Below are 20398 nucleotides of genomic sequence, written 5' to 3' on the forward strand. Positions count from 1 at the left end.
GTATTCCTTTTGTTTTTTGGCAGATATTAATTTTTCAATACAAAAAATCTATTAGTTAAACTGGTAAACACCTGATTTAGTAAGACCCTGGCGAATTGCTAAAGCCACAAAATATGCGATTCCTATTGAAATAATATCTTTTACAAGAAATGGAACCGAAACTAATGTTATAGAATATGGAATACTTAATTTCATAAGAAAAGCAAATTGAAGTACGCCAAACATATGGCAAATAATCAAACCCGCCAAAGAGAATATTGCAGTAAATACTTTATTCTTCATCTGCACTGCAATTCCGCAAAATACAGTTAAAACAACAAATCCAATCAGAAATCCGCCTGTCTTTCCAAACAACACCTGAACTCCACCGCGGAAGTTGGCAAAGACTGGAATCCCAATTACTCCTGCTAAAATATAAACCAAATTAGAAACCATTCCATATTTCCAACCAAGAATATAACCACAAAGTGCCATTCCAAGAGTCTGTAATGTCACAGGTACTCCTGATGGCAGGGGAATCGAAACTTGTGCCATTACAGCAAGTATTGCAGCAAACATTCCACACAGCACTATATTTTTAATTGACATCTTCTTCATTTTATGTAGCCTCCAACAAACTAATTTTCTTTTGCTCTTTCATCATACTTCAAAAAAAACAATTTGTCAACCTATATTGTTATCAGGTTGACAATTATATGTTTTTCTTAATTCTGTTCTATTTTCTGCTAATACCATTTAATTTGCTCATAGCCAATATTTGAGAGGCTCCTGTCTTTTCCCACTGCTCTACCTGATCAATTGCATCCTCTGGACTTTTTCCCAAGCCAACCAATACTCCTGCCAGTATAAATTCCTGAAAAAGATGTTCCTGATTAATTCCTTGCTTCGCTTCCTGCAAAGCACGCTTTGCCAACGGCATAATATAATTTACCCAGTCATCTGGTGTAAATTTTGTTCTGTCCATATCCATTGCATTAAGCACTGGCTGGTTCATACCTTGATTTAATGTAAATAAATAATTGTATTTTGATGCATGCTTTATTTCATCTGTGATAATATCAAACAGAGTGTCCTGATAGGCTCCCATTGGAAGTCCGCTTCGAATGATTCGGTACTTCTCCACCGCAGCAAGCTCACCAAATAAAGCCCTCCTAATACCATCTACGTACGATTCCGGCATTTCAAAGTCAACCTCTTCTTGACTGCCAATTTCATTTCCAGTAAAATCGTAGTAAATTCTTCGAAATAACTTATTATGTTTCCGTTCATCATCTCTGATAGAAGTAATAATTTCTACCTCTTCTTCCGTAGGTGCCTGACTCAATAAGTAATCATAAAATAATTCATCTTCCTTTTCAGATCCCACAGCATCACTTATCGCTGCAATGGCTGCCCGAAGCTGGGCATTATCTGTTAATTTACTGCTTTGACATGGGGCTATAAACATGCCAACCCTCCTAAAAGAATTCCTTTACTACTATATATATGATACTTCTTTAAATCTGGTGAATAAAAATTCCACTTCTTAATTTCGGCTCAAACCAGGTAGATTTAGGCGGCATTAATTTTTCTTCATCTGCCACCTGAAAAAGTTCATTTATAGAAGTTGGATACATAGCAAAAGAAATCTTCATATCTTGATTTGCTCTCCGCTCAAGCTCCTCCAGTCCCCGTATTCCCCCTATAAAATCAATTCTCTTATCTGTTCTTGGGTCTTCAATTCCCAATACTGGTTCCAGCAGATAATTCTGCAATAAGGATACGTCAAGGGATTCCACTGGATCTTTCATTTCAGATAACCCAGAACCTGCAACAAGTTTATACCACTTGTTTTCCAGATACATTCCAAATTCGCCCTTTTTCTCAGGTCTATATGGCGTTGTTCCGTATTCTGTAACATCAAAATTTTCTTTCACTTTATTAATAAAAGCTTCCTTAGTTAATCCGTTCAAATCTTTTACCGTTCGATTATAATCCATAATCATCAACTGGTCATGTGGAAACAGTACAGATAAAAAGAAATTAAACTCTTCTGTACCATCATAGTTTTTAGTTTGTTCCCGTCGCTTCAAGCCAACCTTTACGGCTGAAGCCGCCCTGTGATGTCCATCTGCTATATATATCTCCTGAATAGCAGAAAAAGCCTGCTGAATGTTCTGCACTTTCTCTGGATTAGCAAGCTTCCATACATTATGTCCGATACCATCATCAGAAATAAAGGAGTATAACATGGTTTCTTCCTTAACCTGATTCACAATTTGATTAATAATGTCATTAGAGCGATATGCAAGAAAAATAGGACCTGTCTGTGCACTTAATGTATCTACATGAGTAATTCTGTCCACTTCCTTATCTGCTCGTGTGTTCTCATGCTTTTTAATTACCTTGCTCTCATAGTCATCGATCGAAGCACATGCCACGATGCCTGTCTGACTTCTGCCCTGCATAATTAGTTCATAAATATAATACGCTGGCTCTGTATCTTTTATAAAAATTTTTTTTTCCAGCCAGTTTTGAAAAAGCTCTCTTGCTTTTTCGTACACACACGGTGCATAGGTATCTACTGTATCATCAAATTGAGTCTCCGCGCGATCGATATTTAAAAAGGAAATCGGTTCTTTCCCAACTTCAGCTTTGGCCTCCTGTCTATTGTAAACATCATACGGGAGAGCTGCTACTCGTCCCACCAAATCTGCATTGGGTCTAACACATTGGAAAGGTTTAATTACTGCCATGTTTCATCCTCCTAAACAACATTATTCTTCATTCGTCTTTATCATAACAAAACAATTTTAGTATAGCACCCTGCCTGCAAAAAGTAAATTACTTCATAAACTTTTCTATTTCTTCTGATGTGCTGTTTGGAAAATGCCTGCTTATCTTAGAAATTATTTTTTCCTTTGATAACAGTGGATTCTCTGAATAGCAGCTTCTCACATAATCTGTACCAAATACCATCTCAGGCAAACAATAAACTGCAACAGCCCATCCATATTCTTCATTTTGCTTGTTTCTCTTTTTCTGGAATCTTTTTACCGTAACATAAGTCTGCATCTGCAACGTTGTTAACCCAGTGTCAAACCCCTTCTCACCTGCCTTACCAAAACCAGCTGAATTTTTTAGTTCACTTGACAATATTTCATTATGCTGCTCTAGTACTTCCATTAACAACTGGCTTTTTCTTCCTGCCAGGCCTTCTTCATACCTTGTATCAAAATCATAACCATCCCTCCTATAATTGCAAAAAACCGGATACCATTCTTTTGAAACAAAGCCTGCCTTTTTTGAAAATAATTTACCATAGGCAATCTCTCCCTGTTCTGCAATCCTGCCTCTCCATTCCCATGGATCTTCCAGCGGATTTTCTCCCCACCAGGCATCTTTATCGGTTATTTCTTCTACTGAAAAGCCAGGTATACTATTTTTAAATAGTGGCAAAAAGCCGACCTTATTAATATACTTTATTAATTCATCCATGCTCCTGATACAATTTGGATCATCCTTCGACAATCCTTCCATAATCCATTTACCATTTATTTCATTCATACAATAATCCACCCTGTCAATTTTTTTAGATAAATTTATTATAATTTGGCATATTAGATTTGTACAGAAAATTTTACTTGACAAATAGCATTTTTGTATTAAAATAAACATATGAACAATAATTCATATGAAAGGATGATGGTATGAAAGAAACAAAGAATGAATGCTGTGATTTCCTGTGTGTACATCCTGATATAGTGGAAAATGTTTTTTCAAAAATGCCTGAAGAAGAAAATCTGTACGACCTGGCTGAATTATTTAAAGTATTTGGAGACTCTACCCGCATTAAGATTTTATATGTTCTTTTTGAACAGGAGATGTGTGTTTGTGACATTGCACAAATACTGAATATGACCCAAAGTGCAATTTCTCATCAGCTTAGAGTACTAAAGCAAAATCGTCTGGTCAAATACAGACGTGAAGGAAAAACAGTTATCTATTCCCTGTCAGATGACCATGTCAGAACAATTATGGATCAGGGTATGGAACATATTAGTGAATAGCAATATAATAATAGGAAGGTGGATATATTTATGAAAAAAACGTTTAAACTTCAAGATTTGGATTGTGCAAATTGCGCTGCAAAAATGGAGCACGCAATTAATGAAATGGAGGCTGTACACTCCGCAACCGTTAATTTTATGACGCAAAAGTTGACAGTAGACATCGACGAAGAGAAATTTGATTCTACTATGAAGGATATCCAAAAGACAATCCGCAAAGTAGAGCCAGACTGCACGATTATTATGTAAAATTAATTGTATGTTTTATTATGGAGGTGGTTAACAAATGACAAAGCGACAAAAGAAATCGCTTATACTAATCCTTTTAAGTTCATTGATTTTTATCATTGGCCTGATAGTTCCTTTAGGAAATACCGGAAAGTTAATCATTTACCTGGCTTCCTACATACTTGTAGGCCACCACGTTTTGCAAAAAGCATTTCGTAACATCCTGAAAGGCCGGGTATTTGATGAAAATTTCCTGATGGCACTTGCTAGTTTGGGTGCTTTCTTTATTGGTGACTATAAAGAGGGCGTTACTGTTATTATATTTTACCAGATTGGTGAGCTGTTTGAACATATTGCCGTAGATCGCTCCAGAAAATCAATTAAAGATTTAATGGACATTTGTCCTGATTATGCAAACTTGGAAAAAGACGGTAACCTTGAAACAGTAGATCCTGATGAGGTCTGCATTGATGATATCATTTTAATTAAAACAGGTGAAAAGGTTCCTTTAGACGGTGAAGTCGTAGAAGGCAGTTCCACCCTGGATACTACTGCTCTTACAGGGGAAACCGTTCCCAGAACAGTTCATGCAGGTGATACTATTTTAAGTGGAACGATAAATCTGACTGGTGTTTTGCGGGTTCGGGTGACAAAAGAATTTGGCGAATCTACTGTATCAAAAATATTGGATTTAGTTGAAAATGCCAGCAATAAAAAGGCTCATCACGAACAGTTCATTACAAAGTTTGCACGCTACTATACTCCTATTGTGGTAATCATTGCTGCTTTTCTTTCTTTGATTCCGCCTTTACTTATTCCTTCTGCTTCCTTCTCCGATTGGATTCACAGAGGACTGATTTTCCTTGTTATCTCTTGTCCATGTGCATTAGTGATTTCGGTTCCACTAAGCTTCTTTGGAGGAATTGGTGCCGCTTCTAAAGCGGGTATATTAATTAAAGGCAGTAACTATATTGAAGCTCTTGCAAATGCAGAAACTGTTGTTTTTGATAAAACAGGAACCTTAACCAAAGGAACCTTTGAAGTTACAAAGATTGCTCCGCTCCAAATTTCAAAAGATAAACTTCTTGAATATGCCGCTTATGCTGAATGTTATAGCAGTCACCCCATTGCCCTTTCCTTAAAAAAATCATATGGAAATCCAATTGATACAAACATGGTATCTGATATAGAGGAAATATCTGGTCATGGCATTAAAGCGGTAGTGAATGGTGTTGTTGTTCATGTTGGAAACAGCAAACTTATGAACCAAATTCAAGTTGAAATTCCTGCACATTCCTCAACAGGAACCACTGTACACATATCTGCTGATTATCAGTATGCTGGATATATTACCATTTCCGACCAGGTAAAAAGCGACTCAAAGTCTGCAATTACTTCTATTAAAGCATTAGGTGTAAAAACTACGGTTATGCTGACTGGTGATCAGAAAGCAGTAGGTGAAATGGTCGCTTCTGAATTAGGAATAGATAAAGTACGCACAGAATTGCTACCTGTTGACAAAGTGAATGAAGTTGAAAAACTTCTGGAAGAAACATCACAGACTGGAAAATTAATTTTCGTTGGCGATGGCATCAATGATGCACCTGTTTTAACTCGATCTGACATTGGTATTGCAATGGGTGGTTTAGGTTCTGATGCTGCTATTGAAGCCGCTGATATTGTAATCATGACCGATGAACCAAGCAAGGTTGCAACCGTCATTGCCATTAGCAGAAAGACCCTCCGCATAGTAAAACAAAACATTATATTTGCTCTTGGTGTTAAACTGTTTATCCTAAGCCTTGGCGCTTTTGGATTGGCAAATATGTGGGAAGCTGTTTTTGCAGATGTAGGAGTATCCGTTATTGCCATCTTAAATGCCATGAGAGTTTTAAAAATGAAACATAATGAATAACTTACTTGTAACAGACAAAACCAGTTCTGTTGTATCTGCCAGAACTGGTTTTATTTTTATAATTTGGTTTATTTACTAAACTAATTTTAAAACATTATTCTACAATTTGTTTTACGCTATCCGTAATTTCTCTTTGATAGGCAATCTCATGCTCCATTTTTCTTGAAACATCATTGGCAATGGAAGCAGCCTCCAGTATTTTATTAAATATCTCTCCAGCACTGGTATTCACATTATTTTGTTGATCTACAACATCTAATAAAGCCTCCATACTAGAACCCATTTCATTATTAAAGGCTTGCACTGCCTGAATGGTTTCCTTTATTTCCTTGGAAGAATTAGCTGACTGTGCTGCTAATTCCCGTACCTGATTTGCCACAACTGCAAATCCCAGCCCATGCTCACCAGCTCTTGCTGCTTCTATGGAAGCATTTAGTGCCAGCATATTGGTTTTATTGGAAATTCCTCCAATGACACCTGCAAATCCTTCGATTTTATTTGTTAATTTCTCCATTTGCTCCATAGTTCCAGATGTCTTCTTCATCACTTCATTCAGAATCGATATTTTCTCCGAAAGCTCTTTTATGCACTGCATGCCTTCTTTTACAAGATTTAATGTTGTATCCGAGGAATTAATTGCGTCAAAAGCATTTTGCTCCACCTTCAACTGTGAAGCATCTAAATTGTTTAAAACAGATTTTACGTCCATGTCCTTTATGTTTGTGTTCATTTTGAATCCCCTTTCTACAAAATATATTCTAATATTTCTCTAATATGTTGAATCCCTACTAGCTGCATACTCACTTTCGTATTATCCCGGGCACTCTGGTTTGCTTTTGGCAAAATACACTTTGTGAATCCCATTTTCTCTGCCTCTGCAATTCTTTGTTCCGAAAGGTTTACTGCTCTTACCTCTCCAGTCAGTCCGACTTCTCCAAATATAATTGTATTTTCATCTACTACACTATTTCGAAAGCTTGAGATAATTGCTGCAACAATTGCCAAATCCAATGCAGGTTCCATTATTTTCATTCCACCAGCCACATTGATATAAGCATCACAATTCGATAAGGTAATACCCAGACGTTTCTCAATTACAGCTATCAACAAATTGATTCTGTTATAATCCGTTCCAGCCGCAGTCCTTCTTGGCATATTGAAATTAGTATGACAGATCAAAGCCTGTGTCTCTATTAGAATTGGCCTTGTTCCTTCCATGGAACAACAAACCACAGAACCTGATTCCCCCTTTGGTTTGCCTTGCAGCATATATTGTGACGGATTGCTTACCTCACATAATCCACTTTGCTTCATTTCAAATACACCAATCTCATTAGTAGATCCAAAACGATTTTTTACAGCTCTTAAAACCCGGTATGTACTTGACGAATCACCTTCAAAATACAACACCGTATCAACCATATGTTCCAGTAATCTTGGGCCTGCCACTACACCTTCTTTTGTAACATGGCCAACTATAAAGATCGAAATGCCATAGCTTTTTGCTAATTTAAGTAAAACTCCTGTGGCCTCACGTACCTGTGAAACGCTTCCTGGAGCAGCACTCACTTCCTCACAAAACATAGTTTGAATGGAATCAATCATTACGATCTGTGGTTTTCTCTTTGTTATAATGTCTTCTACAGCGTTAAGATTTGTTTCACTATATAATAATAAATCACCTGAGAAGCCTCCGATTCTTTCTGCTCTCATTTTAATCTGACGAAGTGATTCTTCTCCTGAAACATAAAGAACATTTAATTTCTTTTCAACCATATCTCTGCAAACCTGCAAAAGCAATGTTGACTTTCCTATTCCAGGATCTCCTCCCACCAGCACTAATGAGCCTACAACGATTCCTCCTCCAAGTACTCTGTCAAATTCCATCATTCCCGTAATAAAACGGCTGCTTTCTTCTGTTGAAATTTCTGATAACGGTTCTGGTTCATTTACATTGATCATGCTTTTTTTGAAAGTACCGTTCTTTTTCACTACCGGCTCTTCTACAAAAACATCCCATTGGTGACAAGCGGGACATTTCCCAAGCCACTTATTGGACTCAAAACCACACTCCTTGCAAAAGAAAATCGTTTTATTTTTTGCCATTTTGTCTCTCCATTTTACATTGAAAGAAACATCAGTGCCAAAGCACTGATGTTCTAATATTTCCTATCGCTGAACTACACTAACTTTTACAGCCTCTTGATTTCCTAATTCTACACTAAGAACCAGCTTCCCGCCAAGATTGGTTTTCATTTCACCAATAGCAGCGTCAGCAATGGAAACACTGTATTCTTTCTCAGGCTCCAGTTCTAGTGTAATCTGCGCATCTTCATATCCAGTTACGCAAAATTCTATACCCTTATCTGATAAATCTAATTGTGTTACAGTAGTACCTGGTACTGATTCGTAAACAAATAAACCATTCTTTTCCAGCTTCGTAATTTCTTTAAATGTTTTTACTTTATAAAGATCCCCATTGTGTTCGAAATCAGATACCTTAGATTTCTTGTCCAACTCATAATTACCAAAACTTAAGGTTCCGTCTACTTCTTTGCGTATTAACTCTTGGATTACAGCCATTTTCAAAGTCCTCCTACTTGCTAAAGAAAAAAGCAATTTTATAGTCATATTATATTATATTTTCAAGAAAATTTCTAGTCTATTATGCATATTACCTTTTATTTGATCGAAAATTTTATTTCCTTGTCTTTCAATCTCATAGAAACAACATGACCACTCTTAATATTTCCCTCTAATACTTCCTCTGCAAGCTTATCCTCTACGTTGCTCTGGATTGCCCGTCTAAGTGGTCTGGCTCCATAGGTAGGATCATAATTCTTTTCTGCCAGAAATTCCAACACCGCATTACTTGCTTTCAGTGTAATGTTCATTTGCTCCTTGGTACGTTTACTAATACCATCTAACATAATGCTCACAATCTTCTTAATGTCATCTTTTGTTAATGCATGGAATACTATAATCTCATCAATACGATTAATAAATTCTGGTTTAAACTGATGCTTAACCTCTTCCATCACACTTTCCTTCATTTTCTTGTAATCTGCCGCCACATCCTGAGCTGATGCAAATCCTAATGTCTTTGGTGCAATTATGCGTTTTGCTCCTGCATTAGAGGTCATAATAATAATGGCATTCTTAAAGCTGACCTTTCTTCCCTGAGCATCGGTAATGTGTCCATCCTCCAGAACCTGTAACAAAATATTAAACACATCTGGATGAGCCTTTTCTATTTCATCAAATAAAATGACGGAATATGGATTTCTTCTTACTTTTTCACTTAATTGTCCGCCCTCTTCATATCCTACATATCCAGGAGGAGAACCGATTAATTTGGAAACACTATGCTTTTCCATATATTCAGACATATCTACACGAATCATGGCATTTTCACTGCCAAACATTGCCTCTGCCAGTGCCTTTGATAATTCGGTCTTACCAACACCAGTTGGTCCCAAAAACAGAAAAGAACCAATCGGACGGTTTGGATCCTTTAATCCTACTCTGCCTCTTCTAATTGCTTTAGAAATTGCCTTTACTGCCTCTTCCTGTCCAACAACCCGTTTATGCAGAATGTCCTCCAGCTTTCTTAATCGCTCCGTTTCTTCCTCTTCCAGTCTCTTCACTGGAATTTTTGTCCACGATGAAATAATATCTGCAATTTCAGCTTCTCCTACAATTAGTTTTCTTTCTGCTTTTTCTTTCTCTTTTTTCAGCTTAATCTTTACCAGTTTCTCCAAGTTATCCTGTTGTTTTTTCTTTATTTCACCAGCAAGTTCATAAGCTTCACTTTTTATAGCTTCTTCCTTCTCAATTTCCAGCTTTTCATTCTCTTCTTCTATTTTTCTCACCTCAGGAGAAGCAATGTAGGTACTTAAACGTACCTTAGATGCCGCCTCATCAATTAAGTCTATTGCTTTATCTGGTAAGAATCTATCGTTAATATAACGCATTGACAGCTTTACTGCTGCCACAATAGCTTCATCCTGAATCGTAACCTGATGATGTACTTCATAGCTTTCTCGTAATCCCTTCAGAATCAATACAGATTCTTCTTCAGAAGGTTCCTCTACCGTAACTGGCTGAAATCTTCGCTCAAGAGCTGGATCCTTTTCAATATACTTTCGATACTCTTCTATAGTAGTCGCACCAATAATCTGAAGTTCTCCCCTTGCTAAAGAAGGTTTTAATATATTAGAAGCATCAATTGCACCTTCCGCTCCACCTGCTCCTATAATCGTATGAATTTCATCAATAAATAACAAGACATTGCCATCGCTCATTACTTCTTGGATTACTTTTTTAATTCTTTCTTCAAATTCACCACGATACTTGGAGCCAGCCACCATTCCAGACAAATCAAGAGTCAGTACACGCTTATCCTTAATGGTATCTGGAATATTTCCTTCTGTAATCTTCTGTGCAAGACCTTCTGCAATTGCCGTCTTACCTACACCTGGTTCACCAATTAAGCATGGATTGTTTTTTGTCCTTCTGCTCAATATCTGAATAACTCTCTGGATTTCACTTTCACGCCCAATGACAGGATCTAATTTTCCTTCTCGTGCATACATGGTTAAATCTCTGCTGTACTGATCAAGGGTCGGAGTTGTACTTTTCCCTTTCGTTTTGTTTTTACTTGCAGAAAATTCATTTTTTGCCGCCCCTACTTCTTGTCCAACTGCGGTTAACAAATCAACAAATAATTTTTGCAGATTGATTCCTAGCGTATTTAATAAGCGGACTGCAATGCAGTCCCCTTCTTTCAGTAAAGCAAGCAATAAATGCTCTGTACCCACTAGATCACTTTTTAATCTTGACGCCTCCCGATAGCTTTGGCCAACAATTCTTTTCACCCTTGGAGTAATATTATCAGCTGAAACCATACCTATTGAAGCATTGGGAGAAATAAATTCTTCAATTAATTTTATTAAACGTGTTTCTTCTACACCGTTTTCATCCAATACCTTTGCTGCAACTCCTGGTGCCTTCACAAGGCCAATTAAAAGATGTTCCGTCCCAATATAATCATGAGAAAGCTCCTGGGCTACTTCTGATGCTTTATTCATTGCAATTTTTGCATTATCTGTAAACTTATCAAACATATTTAACCCTCCTAGTTACCAATTTTTATCTCGACTTAAGTTCTGGCAGATTTTTATTAATATACTCTGCTCGAAGCCTTTCCCTTTGAACACTTCCAATGTTTTTTCCAAATCCATATTGTAAGCCATAAGGCTGAATATTCATCATCATCTGATAAATACTTCTATCCCCTTCCAGTGAAATAATTCCTGTGTCTGCTCCGAACTTTACCTGTGACAGTAATGTCATTGCATCCTTTGTATTAATCTGTCTTGTATATTTTAATACACCATACGAACGATACACCTGATCTTCAATCTCATTATAATTCTTATTCAAAACGTATTCCCTGCGAAGTCTTTCCTGTTTAATCACCTGCATTACAATGTTATTTAAACTCTGAATAATATCGCTTTCATGGGTGCCAAGTGTCTTTTGATTGGAAATCTGAAAAATGTCGGCCTGGCTCTTACTCCCCTCCCCGTACAAACCGCGAAGAGTCACTCCATATTTACTCACTTCACTTGCTAACTTAGTAATCTTACCAGCACCACTTAATGCTGGTAAAAATATCATATAGGATGCTCGCAGTCCTGTTCCTACATTGGTAGGACAAGACGTAAGATATCCATATTTTTCATCAAAAGCAATTTCAAATTTCTCCTGTATCCGATCGTCTATTTCATTTGCCCTTGAAAAAGCCGTCTTCATATTCATACCACCAGTAAATGTCTGAATCCGAAGATGATCCTCCTCATTTATCATAATACCAGCCGATTCATCTTCTGATAGAATCAGACCATTACATTGCTTTTTGTTTACAATCTGCGGACTGAGAATATGACGTTCTACCATGGCAAGTTTATCAATTTCACCAAGTTCATTTAGTTTGCAGGTAAAATAGTTTCCTGACACATCCTTGTAATGTTCCATTCCAGCTTTTACTTCTTCAAACAGCTCATTCGCTCCCTGTTCCGTAAGCCTGACACCAAAAGGATACTTCTTCAGATTTCTAGCCAGACGCACACGGCTTGAAATTACAATATCATCATGTTCACCCTTTTGTTCAAACCATTTAAGCATTACTTGGTTCCTCCTTTTGGCCTGGAGTATGATTTACAACTTCTTCTGCTTCTTTCTTCCTTAATTCTCGTATTAAATCCCTAAGCCTTGCTGCTTCTTCAAACTCTTCCTTTTCAACTGCATCTTGAAGCTTTAAGGACATCTTGTCAATTTCTGTAATTTCACTAATCACCTTTTCTGTTTTACTCATAAAATTCTTTGGAATTTTCCCTATATGCTTATCGCTTCCTTGAATCTGCAACAAACTCTTATCAAATATTTTGCCAAAAGCTTCATAACAGTTGGCACAGCCAAATTTTCCATTTGTCAGAAACTCCTCGTAAGTCATTCCACATTCTTTACATTTTACCGATTCCTGGAGTTTTTTATGCTCTTCCTTATAAACATTGTCTAACAAACCGGATAAGAGATTTCCTAAATTAACTTCTTTGCTCACACCAACTGCTTCTAAGTGAAAGGATGCATACTCAGCAGCACATTCTTCACATAAATACTGTTCCTTTTTTACCCCATTCACTATTTCCGTACAATATATCCTTGCTTCTCGTTTATGGCATTTATCACATAACATAGCAGAACCTCCTTCCCCTGCATGAAATGACAGCTACAAACTGCTGCTATTCTGTTCCACCTTTTCTTTCCTGGCATGAATATTGTTCAAACACCTTATCTACCAATTCATAGACTTCATTTTTTGAAATATTCCGACATACTGCCTTTGCAAGTATCACCTGCATCTCTGACATCAATTCTGTTAATGCATTGTACTTGTCAACTTCAACTGCAATGACTGCCCCTTTTCTGCGATCCAGCTTCAAATAACCTTCCTGCCTCAATATACCATATGCTTTATTCACTGTGTGCATATTAATTCCTATATTATCTGCCAGTTCCCGTACAGAAGGAAGGTTATCCCCCTCTCTGATTTGAGCAGTCGCAATGCCAATAATAATCTGATTACAAAGCTGAATATAAATAGCTTCTTCGCTATTAAAATCTATTGTTACAAGCAATGTCTCCACCTCTGCTTTCGTTACATCTGTTATATTAATAGTATAACAAGAATGCAATTCTGTCAAGTACCAGACGACTTGTAATATTATACATGTTAGTGTATTATTCTTCCTCTTTATAAGTATGCATACTCTTAATAACAAGTGTAATCGTCAGAATAATACAAATAACACCCAGTACCGCTAAAGCAAATACCATCGCTGTCATCCTTTTCTGATACTCACTTTTGGTAATAGAATCCAAACTGTCAGATTCCTGGTTTTCACCAGTTCCGTCGTTTTGTGAATAGCGCTGAATTGTTTTTTCAATCCGATCCATCTGGTAAAATCTTTTTTCTCCAAAATCATTTTCTAAGAATAGCAAAAAGAACTCACTTTCCATATCATTTTTTAGTAAAAATGCCTCTATTTCAATTTCATTGATTGTTACAGATGACTGAACATATCCTGCTGGGATTTCTGTAGAATCATCCAGCTCTGCTAATTTATATTTACTTTGGTTCTGAAGATAAACCGTTCCGTCTAGTTCATATACGACTCCCGATTCATCCTGAGGCAGCTCCACATCCCCCTCTTCACCATTCTCCTCTTCTACGGATAATCTTCTGACTTCAATCTGGTAATCCTGCTTATCTCCCGACGGTGCTGTTACAATAACGTGGACAAAGTTTACTCCTTCTTTTAACTCCTGATTCCCCTGAATTTCTACAACAGCATCCTGGTCTTCTGGTATGGCGGATAGAAATAATCGTTCGCTGGCATTTGGAATTTCAACCTGATATTTGAAACGATCCTTTTGAAATTCTGGCGTTAATGTTCCTGGACTTACTTCTAAGCTGGAAAGTGATGAATTGTCACTTAATTTTTCTGAACTAACAACCGATATGGTAAGGCGGCTTCTTGAAACTGACATTTCATCACCATCTGCATTGTAAACACCAGGTGTATCACTGACTGCAATTTCACAATTGCCTACTTTTATTGCCTTAAACTGAATGGAATACTTCTTGGACTCACTTTGTATGTCAGAGTTCAAATCGGATATTTTAAGCAGTCCGCTTCCTCCACTAACATGGCTTCCTCCTGTTGTAAACTCCAAAATCTCTGGATCATATGATACATATGCTTCAAAATCTCCAATGATGTCACTGGAATCCAAGGAAACAACCACTGATAAGTCGTCACCCTTCTGTACTTCTCTGTTGGCAATAGAAAAAGTAATGGTAGCACTGGATGCCATAACGATTCTACCAGACATCCCTACCCCTGTAACTATAATAAACAGAATACAAGTAACAAAAAACAGATTCTTCCTATTATTATATGAATTATTTTTCTTCTGACACTTCATTTTATCACACCTTTTCTTCCTTATAACGTAAGTCTGGCTGATTTACTTGTTTCACGCATTTTTAATAACATATATCTCATAGGTTCGCTGCTGCCCATTTTCTGCTGTCACAACAACAGGAATGGTATTAACACCTATATTAACTGGATATTCTACATTTCCTACAACCGTTGCTTTACTGCTTACTGCTGATGCCTCTATTGTAACACTTGTAACGCTGCTGTCAACTATAACAGTATAGGAAGTATTTACAGCATCTGACACCTGAAAAGTTGGTGTCATGGTCTGACCTATAACAGAAAGCTTCTTCAGCCAGTTATTCGGATTTAAACCACCTGATGGAACTGGGCATGGTGCAGCAGGCATATTATAGTAAACTGGTATATAAAATACCACAGGAATATCCGTAAAGTTTTTATACGCTGTATAAGTTTTTTGAGCCTCAGCCCTTGCTGCTTCTACATTTGCCATATATTGATGCGAAAATGTACTATAATTTGACAAATTAAATTTTTGCAAATAAACTGTGTCCTGACCTTTATTAATGTAATTATTTCCGATAAACTTTGCTCCTCCTACAATAGAGCGATAAGGACTTGTCCATGGAATCAAAAATAAATCTTTATTTGCTTGCGAATAACTTCCTCCTGTTTTAGCAAAGGATAATCCATTGGCAATGGCTCCACCAGCAACAGTGCTGTGAGTCGCTCCTATATTGTAAAAATTGTAGTACCCTTCATATCCTGCAAACTGTCCTGTTGCAGAAGCACTCAGTCCTGTCGAAGTGGCAACCTCCTGCTTTACCCTTGTTGCCAGATGAAATGGATTCACATTGGAGTACTTTGCCGCTGCAATAAATGTGTCACCATACGTAGTACTTGTCTCAGTTTGTGCCTCATCCAGATACGTATAACTTTTATTCCCCATCACCGTATTGGACAAAATACTTTCCACTCCTGACTTTGTCTGATACTGTTCATTATATGCTAAATGCTCAAATTGAAAAATTCCATCTGTTGTAAGAAAATTTCGAGGATCCATGTAATAAGCAAGACCTTCTTTTGACACAGTAACCCACGTAGAACCATCAAATGGAATAAACGAATCGGTTGACCAGTTATAGGCTCCTGCTTCAATCGATTTCCAGGCAATGGACTTAGCATTGGTAATTAAATTTTTACCAACCACACTTTCTTTCTCTATAACAGTGTTCCAGTCATATCCTGTATGATATGCCTTAAACTGCCATAGTGGGTATTGCTGGTGCAACAGACGCAATTTTGCTTTATAGTCCTCTGGAAACCCTTCACTCATCAGTGCTGCTTCAAACTCTGCGTCCGTCAACGCTGTTGGTACTGGTGTTACTGTTGGCACTGGTGTTATTTCTGGAGTAGGTTCTGGGGTTATCTCTGGTGTTTCTGTTATTTCTGGGGTTGACGTTACCTCAGGAATTTCTGTTATCTCTGGGGTTGGGGTTGCCTCTGGCAATGGGGTAACTGCTGTCTTAGTTGTTAATTGAATAAACTCTCCTGAAACATAACCTTTAAGAGAGGCTGATTCATAGGAAAACTTCACCTGATACCATAAAACAGTATCTACTTTCTTTTCACTTACAATTGTTACCAGTGTCCCTTTTGTTAACTGTACCTTTTGCTCTTTATACTCTAAAATAGGATATGTAGTTCCGGCACCTGTTCTTACATTCAGCCTGGACGCCGCAACTGACCCTGTTTTTGTTGTCTCTGGTATTACAAAGGAAACGGAATCGGCAAGAATATATCCTTTATAAGTTTTTTTCTTATACACAAAGGATATGTAAAACCATTTCTTCTTACTAACAGTGGATTCCTTCAGTACCGTTACCGCTGTACCTTTTTTAAGTGAAACCACCTTCCCGCTTACTTTTTTATAAGTACTTCCTCCAGCCTTTGTTACGATTTTCTGACTTGTCTTTGCACTTACAGCTGCACTTGCCGAAGTTTTTAAGGTCAGCTTCACGTAATTGCTAAGCACATAACCACGATAGCTTTTTTTCAAGTATTTAAATGAAATGTAGTACCACTTTTCACCTGATACCACTTTTTCCTTTAGTACTGTTACCGCTTGGTTTTTACTTAGCTGCACTTTTTTCTCATTAATTATCATCTGAGAGGCTGTACGCCCTGGCTTTGTCCTGACATTCACCTTACTTGCTGTTGACTTGCCAGCTAACTTTAATGTACTTGCCGCATAGGAATCAATCCTTCCTAAATTGTGAACTGAAACAAACAGCACTATAGTTAGCGCAATACAGCTGACGCAAAATAATATTCTATGCTTATTACTTTTCATTCTCATCACTCCTATGTGTTTTTTCTACAGCAGTAGTGTTTTCATCTACAATATTAGTACAAATATATCCCATATATATGGCAGTATTATGTCAGTCCTCAGAAGCTCATCGACAAAAAGCACCTATGAGAAGTTTCCTTCTCACCAGTGCTTTTCTTCTATGCTTCCTACTGGATGCATTCTTATCTACTTGTATTTTACTTACGCTTCATCAATTGCTTTTCCAATATCATTTCTCATATATTTATTAGAAAATTCAATCCAATCCGTTGCCTGATATGCCTTCTTTCTTGCATCTTTTAAATCTTGTCCCAGCGCAGTCACACCTAAAACACGGCCTCCATTTGTCACAATGCCTTCTTCCGCAGCTTTTGTACCTGCATGAAACACAAAGTATTCTTCCTTATCTGAAAAATGTTCAAGCCCTGTAATTACCTTACCCTTTTCATATGCCTCTGGGTATCCTTCTGATGCTAAAACAACACAGACAGCCGCGTTATTGTCAAATTCCAGTTCTAGTTCATTTAACTTTCCATCTACACAGGCTTCCATCACTTCGATAATATCATTTTTCATACGAGGCAGAACAACCTGAGTCTCAGGATCACCAAAACGGGCATTATACTCCAGTACCTTTGGCCCCTGTTCCGTAAGAATCAGACCAACAAACAAAATTCCAGTAAATGCTCTTCCCTCTGCCTTCATGGCGTCCATAGATGCCTGATAAACGTATTTTTCACAAAAACTCTTTACTTCCTCTGTGTAAAAAGGACTTGGTGAAAAAGTTCCCATACCACCTGTGTTTAAGCCCTGGTCTCCGTCTTTTGCTCTTTTATGATCCTGAGCGCTGGTCATTGGCTTCACAGTCGATCCGTCACAGAAACAAAGAACAGACACTTCTCTTCCTGCTAAAAATTCTTCTACGACAATTTTATCACCAGCAGACCCAAATTGCTTGTCCAACATCAAGGTTTTCACACCTTCTATTGCCTCTTCCTTGGTGTTGCAAATCAGAACACCCTTTCCCAAAGCAAGTCCATCTGCCTTTAAAACAATTGGAAAGCTGCTTGTTTCCAGATATTCCACCGCTTTTTCAGCAGACTGAAACGTTTCGTATTGGGCAGTTGGAATATTATATTTTTTCATCAAATCTTTAGAAAATGCCTTAGATCCTTCTATGATTGCTGCATTTTTCCGTGGTCCAAATACCCGCAGCCCCTTTGCTTCAAAAGCATCTACAATACCTGCCACTAATGGATCATCTGGTCCGATAATGGTAAAGTCAATTTTTTCTTTTTCAGCAAATGCTGTCATTTTATCAAATTCCATTACAGAAATGTCAACGCACTCTGCAAGCTCTGCAATTCCTGCATTACCTGGAGCACAATAAATTTTCTCAACTTTTTTGCTTTTTGCAACACTTGCAGCAATGGCATGTTCTCTGCCTCCGCCACCTACAATTAAAACTTTCATCCTGCATCCTCCTACCTTGTAAAGCTATTTTTCCCTAACCAGATGTCCACTTATCACAAGCTTGTCATTTGCAATCAGGTCAATGGCTCTAGGAAGTATTTTCCACTCCGCTTCTTCCATTACCCTTTTTTGTAAAATCTCAGCCGTATCTCCTGCTTTTACCTCTACTGCTTTCTGTAAAATGATTGGTCCTGTATCCGTACCTTCATCAACAAAATGAACGGTTGCACCTGTTACTTTATTACCACGTTCCAGAACTGCTTCGTGTACTTTCAACCCATAAAATCCTGCTCCACAAAAGGATGGAATCAGACTAGGATGAATATTAATAATACGGTTCCTGTAATGCTTCACCACAATCTCTGGCATTATCACTAAATAACCTGCCAATACAATTAAATCAATCTGATAGGATAGTAAGGTATCTAAAAGCTTTTTCCCAAAGTCCTCACGGTCTGAAAAATCCTTTGGTGATATGCAGTGAGCTGGAATTTCTTTATTCGCAGCACGTTCTAACGCATATGCATTCTGCTTATTACTAATTACTACTTCTATCGATGCATTCGTAATACTTCCATTTTCCATGCTGTCTATTATTGCTTGTAAATTCGTTCCTCCACCAGAAACTAAAACTGCTGTCTTAAGCATGCCTTAAGCCTCCTCGATTGTAATTCCTTTTTCGCCTGAAATGATTTCACCTATAATATAAGGAGTTTCACCTGCTGCCTTAATGGTAGCCATTGCAGCATCTACATCTAACGGATCTACCACTACCATCATGCCAATACCCATATTAAAGGTGTTATACATAACATGCTCTGCTACATCTCCATCCTCTTGAAGCATTTTAAAAATTGGAGGTACTGGATAACTTTTTTTACGGAGTACTGCATGAAAACCATCTGACAGCATTCTAGGTACGTTCTCATAAAATCCGCCGCCTGTAATATGACTGCAAGCCTTTACTTTAATGTTGGCAGCTTTAAGATCACTTAATGCTTTTACATAAATTTTCGTAGGAGTCAGCAACGTCTCTCCCAATGTACTTCCAAGTGATTCCACGTAAGTGTTTAGATATTGTTCTTTTATATTAAAAATCTTGCGAACTAAAGAGTATCCGTTACTATGGATTCCAGAAGATGCCATTCCAATAATAACATCATTTTTTCTTAAGTCTTTTCCATTAATTAAATCTTTTTCATCAACAATTCCTACAGCAAAGCCTGCAAGATCGTATTCATCTACTGGATAAAAGCCTGGCATTTCCGCAGTTTCTCCACCTATAAGTGCCGCATTTGCCTGTTTACAGCCTTCTGCTACGCCACTTACGATTTTGGCAATTTTTTCTGGCTCATTTTTTCCACATGCGATATAATCTAAGAAAAATAATGGTTCTCCGCCTGCACAGGCAATATCATTTACGCACATAGCAACACAATCTATTCCAATGGTATCATGTCTGTCTAATTCAAACGCAACCTTTAACTTTGTTCCAACGCCGTCTGTTCCAGAAACCAAGGTTGGCTTTTCCATATTTTTAAAGCTTTCTAAAGAAAATGCTCCCGAAAAACCACCAATATGGGTAAGCACCTCTTTTCGCATCGTACCTTTTATATGTTCTTTCATAAGTTCAACTGATTTATATCCTGCTTCAATATCTACACCAGCATTTTTGTAATCCATTTCCTTTTCCTCCTAAAATCAGATTCACGCTTATTATTTTATTGTATCATACTTGTCTCAATGGTATTGTATCATACTTCAAAAGATTTGTCCTTTTTTTGAAGTTATTTATTTCTTATGGTATCTATTAGAACCATTAATAAATACCATAAGCTTTATAAGTAAG

At 37.4% G+C, this 20398-nt stretch carries 19 protein-coding genes; 3 read left to right on the top strand and 16 right to left on the bottom strand.

The window, feature by feature from the left end; all coding sequences use genetic code 11:
* Positions 1-51 precede the first annotated feature (51 nt).
* The 4 genes from BM305_RS05380 to BM305_RS05395 all read right to left on the bottom strand — a co-directional run bounded on the left by BM305_RS05380 (position 52) and on the right by BM305_RS05395 (position 3546).
* Positions 52-597, bottom strand: a complete 546-nt coding sequence (locus tag BM305_RS05380; protein WP_092559672.1) for a biotin transporter BioY — start codon at positions 595-597, stop codon at positions 52-54.
* Between the two features lie 118 nt (positions 598-715).
* The gene (locus BM305_RS05385) at positions 716-1447 is read right to left on the bottom strand and encodes a ferritin-like domain-containing protein (protein ID WP_177214562.1); all 732 of its coding nucleotides are present in this window, start codon (positions 1445-1447) and stop codon (positions 716-718) included.
* A gap of 49 nt (positions 1448-1496) precedes the next feature.
* Positions 1497-2735 (bottom strand): DUF1015 domain-containing protein, encoded by a 1239-nt coding sequence (locus BM305_RS05390; RefSeq protein ID WP_092559673.1) that lies wholly within the window; start codon positions 2733-2735, stop codon positions 1497-1499.
* Between the two features lie 88 nt (positions 2736-2823).
* On the bottom strand, positions 2824-3546 hold the full coding sequence (locus BM305_RS05395; RefSeq protein WP_092559674.1) for an AlkZ-related protein: 723 nt from the start codon (positions 3544-3546) through the stop codon (positions 2824-2826).
* 143 nt (positions 3547-3689) lie between these two features.
* Here BM305_RS05395 and BM305_RS05400 point away from each other — a divergent pair, with 143 nt between their 5' ends.
* Genes BM305_RS05400 through BM305_RS05410 form a run of 3 tightly spaced genes read left to right on the top strand, consistent with a single transcriptional unit; the run spans position 3690 to position 6192 of the window.
* A complete protein-coding gene (locus BM305_RS05400; protein WP_092559675.1) occupies positions 3690-4049 on the top strand; it encodes an ArsR/SmtB family transcription factor in 360 nt (119 codons plus the stop codon).
* Positions 4050-4079: 30 nt separating this feature from the next.
* A complete protein-coding gene (locus BM305_RS05405) occupies positions 4080-4298 on the top strand; it encodes a cation transporter (RefSeq protein WP_092559676.1) in 219 nt (72 codons plus the stop codon).
* 37 nt (positions 4299-4335) lie between these two features.
* Positions 4336-6192 (top strand): heavy metal translocating P-type ATPase, encoded by a 1857-nt coding sequence (locus BM305_RS05410; protein ID WP_092559677.1) that lies wholly within the window; start codon positions 4336-4338, stop codon positions 6190-6192.
* A 94-nt stretch (positions 6193-6286) separates the two neighbouring features.
* Here BM305_RS05410 and BM305_RS05415 read toward each other — a convergent pair whose 3' ends face one another.
* From BM305_RS05415 to purM, 12 genes are all read right to left on the bottom strand, one after another.
* A complete protein-coding gene (locus BM305_RS05415; RefSeq protein ID WP_092559678.1) occupies positions 6287-6922 on the bottom strand; it encodes a methyl-accepting chemotaxis protein in 636 nt (211 codons plus the stop codon).
* Positions 6923-6936: 14 nt separating this feature from the next.
* A complete protein-coding gene (radA, locus tag BM305_RS05420; protein WP_092559679.1) occupies positions 6937-8298 on the bottom strand; it encodes a DNA repair protein RadA in 1362 nt (453 codons plus the stop codon).
* A 63-nt stretch (positions 8299-8361) separates the two neighbouring features.
* The gene (locus tag BM305_RS05425; protein ID WP_092559680.1) at positions 8362-8775 is read right to left on the bottom strand and encodes an endosialidase; all 414 of its coding nucleotides are present in this window, start codon (positions 8773-8775) and stop codon (positions 8362-8364) included.
* A 98-nt stretch (positions 8776-8873) separates the two neighbouring features.
* Positions 8874-11318, bottom strand: a complete 2445-nt coding sequence (locus BM305_RS05430; RefSeq protein WP_092559681.1) for an ATP-dependent Clp protease ATP-binding subunit — start codon at positions 11316-11318, stop codon at positions 8874-8876.
* A 25-nt stretch (positions 11319-11343) separates the two neighbouring features.
* Positions 11344-12381 (bottom strand): protein arginine kinase, encoded by a 1038-nt coding sequence (locus BM305_RS05435; protein ID WP_092559682.1) that lies wholly within the window; start codon positions 12379-12381, stop codon positions 11344-11346.
* Complete coding sequence (locus tag BM305_RS05440) at positions 12374-12952, bottom strand: UvrB/UvrC motif-containing protein (RefSeq protein WP_092559683.1); 579 nt, start codon at positions 12950-12952, stop codon at positions 12374-12376. The genes BM305_RS05435 and BM305_RS05440 overlap by 8 nt, the downstream gene beginning before the upstream one ends.
* Before the next feature lie 46 nt (positions 12953-12998).
* Positions 12999-13394 (bottom strand): GntR family transcriptional regulator, encoded by a 396-nt coding sequence (locus BM305_RS05445; RefSeq protein ID WP_092559684.1) that lies wholly within the window; start codon positions 13392-13394, stop codon positions 12999-13001.
* A gap of 103 nt (positions 13395-13497) precedes the next feature.
* Positions 13498-14745, bottom strand: a complete 1248-nt coding sequence (locus BM305_RS05450; protein WP_092559685.1) for a cohesin domain-containing protein — start codon at positions 14743-14745, stop codon at positions 13498-13500.
* Between the two features lie 51 nt (positions 14746-14796).
* Positions 14797-17076 (bottom strand): cadherin-like beta sandwich domain-containing protein, encoded by a 2280-nt coding sequence (locus BM305_RS05455; protein WP_092559686.1) that lies wholly within the window; start codon positions 17074-17076, stop codon positions 14797-14799.
* A 201-nt stretch (positions 17077-17277) separates the two neighbouring features.
* On the bottom strand, positions 17278-18549 hold the full coding sequence (gene purD / locus BM305_RS05460) for a phosphoribosylamine--glycine ligase (RefSeq protein WP_092559687.1): 1272 nt from the start codon (positions 18547-18549) through the stop codon (positions 17278-17280).
* Positions 18550-18573: 24 nt separating this feature from the next.
* Positions 18574-19197, bottom strand: a complete 624-nt coding sequence (purN, locus tag BM305_RS05465; protein ID WP_092559688.1) for a phosphoribosylglycinamide formyltransferase — start codon at positions 19195-19197, stop codon at positions 18574-18576.
* Between the two features lie 3 nt (positions 19198-19200).
* Entirely contained in the window at positions 19201-20232 is a 1032-nt protein-coding gene (purM, locus tag BM305_RS05470) for a phosphoribosylformylglycinamidine cyclo-ligase (RefSeq protein WP_092559689.1), read from the bottom strand.
* Between the last annotated feature and the right edge of the window lie 166 nt (positions 20233-20398).

Source organism: Anaeromicropila populeti, from assembly GCF_900112775.1.
In the GTDB taxonomy this organism is placed as follows: Bacteria; Bacillota; Clostridia; order Lachnospirales; family Lachnospiraceae; genus Anaeromicropila_A; species Anaeromicropila_A populeti.

Excerpts from the sequence above, each read along its gene's own strand:
- BM305_RS05380 (WP_092559672.1), bottom strand. The coding sequence starts at position 597 with ATGAAGAAGATGTCAATTAAAAATATAGTGCTGTGTGGAATGTTTGCT.
- BM305_RS05385 (WP_177214562.1), bottom strand. The coding sequence starts at position 1,447 with ATGTTTATAGCCCCATGTCAAAGCAGTAAATTAACAGATAATGCCCAG.
- BM305_RS05390 (WP_092559673.1), bottom strand. The coding sequence starts at position 2,735 with ATGGCAGTAATTAAACCTTTCCAATGTGTTAGACCCAATGCAGATTTG.
- BM305_RS05395 (WP_092559674.1), bottom strand. The coding sequence starts at position 3,546 with ATGAATGAAATAAATGGTAAATGGATTATGGAAGGATTGTCGAAGGAT.
- BM305_RS05400 (WP_092559675.1), top strand. The coding sequence starts at position 3,690 with ATGAAAGAAACAAAGAATGAATGCTGTGATTTCCTGTGTGTACATCCT.
- BM305_RS05405 (WP_092559676.1), top strand. The coding sequence starts at position 4,080 with ATGAAAAAAACGTTTAAACTTCAAGATTTGGATTGTGCAAATTGCGCT.
- BM305_RS05410 (WP_092559677.1), top strand. The coding sequence starts at position 4,336 with ATGACAAAGCGACAAAAGAAATCGCTTATACTAATCCTTTTAAGTTCA.
- BM305_RS05415 (WP_092559678.1), bottom strand. The coding sequence starts at position 6,922 with ATGAACACAAACATAAAGGACATGGACGTAAAATCTGTTTTAAACAAT.
- radA (WP_092559679.1), bottom strand. The coding sequence starts at position 8,298 with ATGGCAAAAAATAAAACGATTTTCTTTTGCAAGGAGTGTGGTTTTGAG.
- BM305_RS05425 (WP_092559680.1), bottom strand. The coding sequence starts at position 8,775 with ATGGCTGTAATCCAAGAGTTAATACGCAAAGAAGTAGACGGAACCTTA.
- BM305_RS05430 (WP_092559681.1), bottom strand. The coding sequence starts at position 11,318 with ATGTTTGATAAGTTTACAGATAATGCAAAAATTGCAATGAATAAAGCA.
- BM305_RS05435 (WP_092559682.1), bottom strand. The coding sequence starts at position 12,381 with ATGCTTAAATGGTTTGAACAAAAGGGTGAACATGATGATATTGTAATT.
- BM305_RS05440 (WP_092559683.1), bottom strand. The coding sequence starts at position 12,952 with ATGTTATGTGATAAATGCCATAAACGAGAAGCAAGGATATATTGTACG.
- BM305_RS05450 (WP_092559685.1), bottom strand. The coding sequence starts at position 14,745 with ATGAAGTGTCAGAAGAAAAATAATTCATATAATAATAGGAAGAATCTG.
- BM305_RS05455 (WP_092559686.1), bottom strand. The coding sequence starts at position 17,076 with ATGAAAAGTAATAAGCATAGAATATTATTTTGCGTCAGCTGTATTGCG.
- purD (WP_092559687.1), bottom strand. The coding sequence starts at position 18,549 with ATGAAAGTTTTAATTGTAGGTGGCGGAGGCAGAGAACATGCCATTGCT.
- purN (WP_092559688.1), bottom strand. The coding sequence starts at position 19,197 with ATGCTTAAGACAGCAGTTTTAGTTTCTGGTGGAGGAACGAATTTACAA.
- purM (WP_092559689.1), bottom strand. The coding sequence starts at position 20,232 with ATGGATTACAAAAATGCTGGTGTAGATATTGAAGCAGGATATAAATCA.